General features: G+C 66.1%; 3 protein-coding genes. 1 reads left to right on the top strand and 2 read right to left on the bottom strand.

Annotated features, from left to right (window positions below):
- A partial coding sequence (locus tag RIC54_RS24885; protein ID WP_350151543.1) for an LLM class flavin-dependent oxidoreductase occupies positions 1–727 on the top strand: 727 nt, incomplete at its 5' end.
- A gap of 12 nt (positions 728–739) precedes the next feature.
- Here RIC54_RS24885 and RIC54_RS24880 read toward each other — a convergent pair.
- Together RIC54_RS24880 and RIC54_RS24875 are read right to left on the bottom strand one after the other, a co-directional pair.
- On the bottom strand, positions 740–1,513 hold the full coding sequence (locus RIC54_RS24880) for an ATP-binding cassette domain-containing protein (RefSeq protein WP_090878244.1): 774 nt from the start codon (positions 1,511–1,513) through the stop codon (positions 740–742).
- 3 nt (positions 1,514–1,516) lie between these two features.
- Positions 1,517–2,080 (bottom strand): ABC transporter permease (locus tag RIC54_RS24875; protein ID WP_350151540.1); only part of this gene is annotated, 564 nt, incomplete at its 5' end.

The raw sequence follows: 2,080 nt of genomic DNA, 5'->3' as shown, positions 1-2,080 counted from the left end.
CGAGCAGTTCGGCACGCTGGCCGCCCTGCATCCCGGCCGCATCGACCTCGGTCTCGGCCGCGCGCCCGGCACCGACCAACTCACCGCGCGGGCGCTGCGGCGCAACCTCGATGCCGGCGCCGACACCTTTCCGCAGGATGTCGTCGAACTGATCCACTATTTCGGCCCGGTCCAGCCGAACCAGCGCGTCCGCGCCGTTCCCGGCGCCGGGCTCGACGTCCCGATCTGGATCCTCGGCTCCAGCCTGTTCGGCGCCCAGCTCGCCGCGATGCTCGGCCTGCCATACGCCTTCGCCTCGCATTTCGCCCCGGCCGAGCTGGCCGCCGCCTCGGCGCTCTATCGGGAGCGCTTCGAGCCGTCGCGCTTCCTCGACAAGCCGCACCTGATGCTGGCGCTGAACGTGGTCGCCGCCGATACCGATGCCGAGGCGGAGCTGCTCTTCTCGTCGCTCCAGCAGGCTTTCGTCAATCTGCGGACGGGGCGGGCAGGGCCGTTGCCGCCGCCGGTGGAAGGTTACTTCGAGAAACTCGACGGCGCGGCACAGGCCATGCTCGGCCAGGCGCTGGCCTGCTCGGTGATCGGCTCGCCGGAAACGGTGGCGGCCGGCATCGACGACTTTGTGACACGGCGCGGACCGGACGAACTGATCGTCACCGCTCAGGTCTTCGATCACGCCGCCCGGCTGAAGTCGTTCGAGATCACCGCCAAGGCGGTCGCAAACCGATAGCCGTACCGCCCGTCACACCGTTGCGGCGGCCAGTTCCTCGTCCGACATGCCGGTGATCACCAGTTCGACCTCTTCGACGCTGGTCTTTTTCGGGTCGATGTCGTCGGCGACGATGGTTCCCTGCCGCATGACCACGATCCGGTCCACCACCTGGAAGACGTGGTGGATGTTATGGGCGATGAAGATGCAGGAGTGACCCCGGTCGCGCGCGTTGCGCACGAAGTTCAGAACGCCGCGGGTCTCGGCGACACCGAGGTTGTTGGTCGGTTCGTCGAGGATGATCAGGTCGCTGTCGAAATACATTGCCCGGGCGATCGCCACGGCCTGCCTTTCGCCGCCCGACAGCGCCGAGATCGGGGTCGTCGTCGGGATGTTCTTGGTGATGCCGACGCGGCGCAGCAGGTCGCCGGCGACCTGGTTCATCTTGGCGTGGTCCATGCGGTTGAGGATACCGGGACCGGTGACCGGCTCGCGGCCGAGGAACAGGTTGCGGGCGATCGACAACTGGGTGACCAGCGCCGAGTCCTGGTAGATGGTCTCGATGCCGTTGGCGATGGCGTCGGTGGTGCTGTTGATGTCGACCTTCTTGCCGCGAATGTGGATGCTGCCGCTGGACGACGGGACGGCGCCCGACAGCACCTTGATCAGCGTCGACTTGCCGGCGCCGTTGTCGCCGAGCAGGCCGACGATTTCCTTTTCTTTGACATTGAAGGTCACGTTGTCCAGGGCCTGAACGCGGCCGTAGAACTTGGTGATGTTCTCCATGCGGACGAGGTCTTGGGTCATGATTCAGGTCCCCGCCTGGTGTCGGCGTTCGAGTCCGTAGTGCAGCGCCATCATCCCGAGAATGATCGCCCCGATGAAGATGTTATAGGCGAGCCCCGGCACGCCGATCAGGACGATGCCGTTGCGCATGACGCGCAGGATGAAGACGCCGAGTACCGTGCCGATGATCGTGCCGCGGCCACCCATCAGGGCCGTACCGCCGATCACCACCATGGCGATGACTTCGAGCTCGTAGCCGGTGCCGCTGTTCGGGTTGGCGGCCGAGGTGCGGATCGAGCTGATGATGCCGGCCAGCGCCGCCATTGCCGAGCAGAGCATGAAGAGGATGAGCTTGGTGCGGCCGACGTTGACGCCGCGCGCCGAAGCAGCGCCCGGATTGCCGCCCGACGCCTGGATCCAGTTGCCGAACTTGGTCTGGGACAGGATGTACCAGAAGATCACGGCGACCAGGATGAACCAGAACAGCGACATGTAGAGCCGGAAGGGCCCGACGTTGAGGTCGCCGACGAGGACCGTCGCCAGCCACTGGTCGCCGGCGTTCCAGAGGTCGGAAGAGCGTCGTGTAGG

The sequence above is a fragment of the Thalassobaculum sp. genome (assembly GCF_040219215.1).
GTDB lineage: Bacteria > Pseudomonadota > Alphaproteobacteria > Thalassobaculales > Thalassobaculaceae > Thalassobaculum_A.
Note: the sequence above shows the minus strand (reverse complement) of the source record. Positions and strands in the feature narration are given on the sequence as shown.

Coding starts and splice junctions, on each gene's coding strand:
- RIC54_RS24880 (WP_090878244.1), bottom strand. CDS start 1,513: ATGACCCAAGACCTCGTCCGCATGGAGAACATCACCAAGTTCTACGGC.